5 protein-coding genes are annotated in these 4,152 nt (G+C 70.4%); all 5 read right to left on the bottom strand.

Features of this window, described 5'->3' with window-relative positions:
- Positions 1-108 precede the first annotated feature (108 nt).
- A complete protein-coding gene (locus DMH12_RS37545; protein WP_125495746.1) occupies positions 109-1,176 on the bottom strand; it encodes a lysophospholipid acyltransferase family protein in 1,068 nt (355 codons plus the stop codon).
- Positions 1,177-1,190: 14 nt separating this feature from the next.
- Positions 1,191-2,252: an NAD-dependent epimerase/dehydratase family protein gene (locus DMH12_RS37540; RefSeq protein ID WP_125495745.1), complete on the bottom strand. Its 1,062-nt coding sequence runs from the start codon at positions 2,250-2,252 to the stop codon at positions 1,191-1,193.
- A gap of 220 nt (positions 2,253-2,472) precedes the next feature.
- A complete protein-coding gene (locus tag DMH12_RS37535; protein ID WP_003948845.1) occupies positions 2,473-2,571 on the bottom strand; it encodes a 30S ribosomal protein bS22 in 99 nt (32 codons plus the stop codon).
- A 108-nt stretch (positions 2,572-2,679) separates the two neighbouring features.
- Complete coding sequence (locus DMH12_RS37530) at positions 2,680-2,892, bottom strand: helix-turn-helix domain-containing protein (protein ID WP_004984898.1); 213 nt, start codon at positions 2,890-2,892, stop codon at positions 2,680-2,682.
- Between the two features lie 129 nt (positions 2,893-3,021).
- On the bottom strand, positions 3,022-3,837 hold the full coding sequence (locus tag DMH12_RS37525; protein ID WP_125495744.1) for a phosphatase: 816 nt from the start codon (positions 3,835-3,837) through the stop codon (positions 3,022-3,024).
- Positions 3,838-4,152: the final 315 nt, after the last annotated feature.

The raw sequence follows: 4,152 nt of genomic DNA, 5'->3' as shown, positions 1-4,152 counted from the left end.
CTCCCACCCCTCCTCCCGGGCCTCCTGCCCGGCCTCGGCATCGAGGCGGAGGACGCGGACTGACACGCGTGGGGTGCTCCCTGGAAACAGGGGGCGCCCCACCACCGCTCAGAAGAACACGGACCGCCGCTGCACGAGCAGCTTGTAGAGGGTGTGCTGGATCTGCTCCCTGACCTGGTCCGTCAGGTTGAACATCAACATCGGATCCTCCGCCGCCTCCGGCGCGTACCCGTCCGTCGGGATCGGCTCGCCGAACTGGATCGTCCACTTCGTCGGCAGCGGGACCGCGCCCAACGGGCCCAGCCAGGGGAACGTCGGCGTGAGCGGGAAGTACGGGAAGCCCAGCAGCCGCGCCAGAGTCTTGGAGTTGCCGATCATCGGGTAGATCTCCTCCGCCCCGACGATCGAGCACGGAATGATCGGCGCCCCCTGCCGCAGGGCCGTGGAGACGAAACCGCCCCGCCCGAACCGCTGCAGCTTGTAGCGCTCGCCGAACGGCTTGCCGATGCCCTTGAAGCCCTCCGGCATCACCCCGACCAGCTCGCCCTGCGCCAGCAGCCGTTCGGCGTCCTCAGCGCAGGCCAGCGTGTGCCCGAGCTTCCGCGCCAGCTCGTTGACCACCGGCAGCACGAACACCAGGTCCGCCGCCAGCAGCCGCAGATGCCGGTCCGCCGGATGGTGGTCGTGCACGGCGACCTGCATCATCAGCCCGTCCAGCGGCAACGTCCCGGAGTGGTTGGCGACGATCAGCGCACCGCCCTCGGCCGGGATGTTCTCGACGCCCTTCACCTCGACCCGGAAGTATTTCTCGTACACCGGCCGCAGCAGCGACATCAGCACCTGGTCGGTCAGTTCGGCGTCGTACCCGAAGTCGTCGACCTCGTAGTCCCCGGTGAGACGGCGCCGCAGGAAGGCCAGCCCACCCGCGATCCGCTGCTCCAGGCCGCCGTCCGCGTCCTCCGGCTCCACGGGGACGTCGCCGTCCTGCTCCGCGGCCCCCCGCACGGGCAGAGGCTGCACCTCCCGCACCGGTGCCGGCTCCGCCGTGCCCGTGCGCCGGCTGCCCGCACCGCGGCGCCGCGCCGGACGCGGTACCGCGTTACCGCCGCTCGCACCCCCCGCACCGCTCCCCCGCGACCGGTCGTCGTCGAACGGAATGACCTTGGCGTCCGCCATTGTTGATGCGCTCCTCAGTTGGCGCTCTGCGTCGGAAGGTGGCCGTTGCCCCGCCGGGACAACTCCGCGATCCGGTCGACGGCCCCCGCGAGGGCCTCCCGCGGCAGCAGCCCGGCACCGCGGCTGCGCGCGAAGTCCGCGAACGCTCCGGCCGTCGTGTACTTCGGCCGGAATCCCAGCGTCTCGCGCATCTGCGTGGTGTCCACCACCCGCCCGTGGGTGAGCAGCCGGATCTGCTCGGGGGAGAAGTCCGTCATCCCCAGCGTACGCACGAGCGTGCCCGCCCAGGTGACCGCCGGCAGCAGCAGCGGCACCGTGGGGCGCCCCAGCCGCCGCGAGCACTGGGACAGCAGCAGCACGCCGTCGCCGGCGATGTTGAAGGTCCCGCTGTTCAGCGTGCCCCGCCGCGGCTCGTGCGAGGAGATCCGCAGCACCTCGATCACGTCGTCCTCGTGCACGAACTGCAGCCGGGGGTCGTACCCGAACACCGTCGGCAGCACCGGCAGCCCGAGGTACGAGGCCAGCGGCGTACCCGCGTCCGGGCCGAGGATGTTGGCGAACCGCAGCACGGTCACCGCCACGTCCGGCCGACGGCGCGCGAAGCCCCGCACGTACCCCTCGACCTCGACCGCGTCCTTGGCGAAGCCGCCGCTGGGCAGGGACTTGGGTGCGGTGGTCTCGGTGCAGACGGCCGGGTCGCGCGGCGCGGACCCGTAGACGTTGGTACTGGACTTCACCACCAGGCGCTGCACGGTCGGCGACTTCTGACAGGCCCCGAGCAGCTGCATCGTGCCGATGACGTTGGTCTCCTTGACCGACGTACGGCTGCCGCTGACCAGCGGCGTGCCCGTGACGTCCATGTGCACGACCGTGTCGGCACCCGTCTCGGCCAGCACCCGCCCGATCGCCGACTGCCGGATGTCGGCCTGCACGAACTCGGCGCCGCCCAGATGGTGCTCCGGCGGGACGGCGTCCACGCCCACGACCCGGTCCACGTCGGGATCACGCTGGATACGCCGGACGAACCGGCCCCCGAGGTGCCGGGCCACTCCGGTCACAAGCACGACCTTGCCCAAGATCAGCGCCTTTCTTCCGCCCTACCGCGTACCCTGCCGCCTTCCCCGCCCGCCGGCCAACTTAGCCGGTCGGTGTTGCGCTGTGATGACCGCCGGATGCAGCAGGTGACGAGATTTCGCGGTCCCGTCACGCGCCGGGTCACCGCATTCCGGGAGACGACTGTGGCCCCCCACCGGATGCGGTGGGGGGCCACAGGACACGCTGACGGCGCAGCGTCGCCTACTTCTTGTTGCGACGCTGAACGCGCGTGCGCTTGAGCAGCTTGCGGTGCTTCTTCTTGGCCATCCGCTTGCGCCGCTTCTTGATAACAGAGCCCACGACTACCCTCGCTCACTTCTCATCACTCGGTTGGTGAGCGCCATGGGCCCACACGACCTACGAGGGGCCAGCCTACCCGCCCGAGCGCTGAGGTCGTAATCGAGGCCGTCAGGCCGTTTCCACCCCCACGTAACTCTCGCGGAGGTACTCGTGAACCGCTTGCTCCGGGACGCGGAACGACCGTCCCACCCGGATCGCGGGCAGATGACCGCTGTGCACCAACCGGTACACGGTCATCTTGGACACGCGCATCACCGAGGCGACTTCCGCCACGGTAAGGAACTGAACCTCGTTCAGAGGCCTTTCGCCAGCTGCAGCCATGACACACCTGAACCTTCCGCACTCGACGGCCACCGGCTTCCCCTTCCGGTGACTCTTCGTCGCTGCGTGCTCACTCCCCAATGTAGGGGCGGGTGATGCGAATGGGGAAGAGGTGCACCCATCGCTTCCCTACCGTGACAGACACGCCCGATTGAGTACGTAGCGGGTGAGCGGTCCGTAGTACTCGGAGCGCACAGCGTCATCAAGTGGAACGACGACGGACACGGACCCCTCGGCCTCCCCGACGAAGAGCGCGGGATCGTCCGTATCGGCCGGCCCGATGGCCTCGAACCCCAGCTGACCTGCTCCGCAGACCCACCCGTGATCCCCGATCACCAGCTCGGGCAGCGGCCCGCCCGCCTCGGCCGCGGCGTCCAGCGCGGTACGAACCGGGAGCGGCGAGTGGGTGTGCGCGCCCGGCTCACCACCGGCGCGACCACCGCCGTCCCCTCGCAGCAAGGCGACGCCCCGGACGTAGTCGAGGCGGTACGTGCGTAGACCGAACCGGGTCGTTATGTCGACACAGCGACCCTGCGCCGGGGTGAGGACAGTACATCCCGCCGCCGACAACGCCTCGGCCAAGGCGACGTAGAAACCGAGCAGTCGATGCGGATGCCCCGTTCCGAGGAGGACCGGGGCGCGACGCTGAGCGACGGCGGCGAGCCTGCCCGCGAAGGCGTCCAGCGCCGCGAGGGTCCGCTCGGGGTCGATCACGTCCTGGCCCGAAGTATCCCGCGGATCGGCCGAGACCCCGCACCTCTCCGCCATCAACGCGACCAGCTCCCGGTGCCCCCAGTCCCGCACCGGATCGATCCCGATCAGCACCCGGGGATCCCGCGCGGCGAACAACCGGTAACTCCGCAGACTCACCTCCCGCGCAGTCGCCACCACCCCGGCAAGCCGCACCTCCACCAGATGAGCCCGCAGAGCCCCACGCGTCAGCACCCACCCGATGCTGCCGGGTCCGAACCCCTCCAGGCAGCAAAACCGGGCAACCGACGCACGGACGGCGTAACCCCGCAGCCTCCCAGCTGCGGGCAGTCGTGCCTCCCCCAGTGCCTGAACGGCCTGGGAGGTACCCCCAGGGCGGCACGGGTGGGCGATGGGGGTCCCCCGCTCGAGCGAAGCCGAGAGTGGGGGAGGCACCCGGCCAGCGCCGGCCCGCGACACCCACGCCCGGCCCACACCGACGCAGGACCACCGATCAACGAGCCCCGCCAACAACCCCCCTCACGCCAACAACCCCCGCAACGGAAACAC

It is taken from the genome of Streptomyces sp. WAC 04229, from assembly GCF_003947455.1.
Classification (GTDB): Bacteria; Actinomycetota; Actinomycetes; order Streptomycetales; family Streptomycetaceae; genus Streptomyces.
The sequence above is the reverse complement of the archived record's forward strand: the minus strand, read 5'-3'. Positions and strand labels throughout refer to the sequence as shown.

Excerpts from the sequence above, each read along its gene's own strand:
- DMH12_RS37545 (WP_125495746.1), bottom strand. The coding sequence starts at position 1,176 with ATGGCGGACGCCAAGGTCATTCCGTTCGACGACGACCGGTCGCGGGGG.
- DMH12_RS37530 (WP_004984898.1), bottom strand. The coding sequence starts at position 2,892 with ATGGCTGCAGCTGGCGAAAGGCCTCTGAACGAGGTTCAGTTCCTTACC.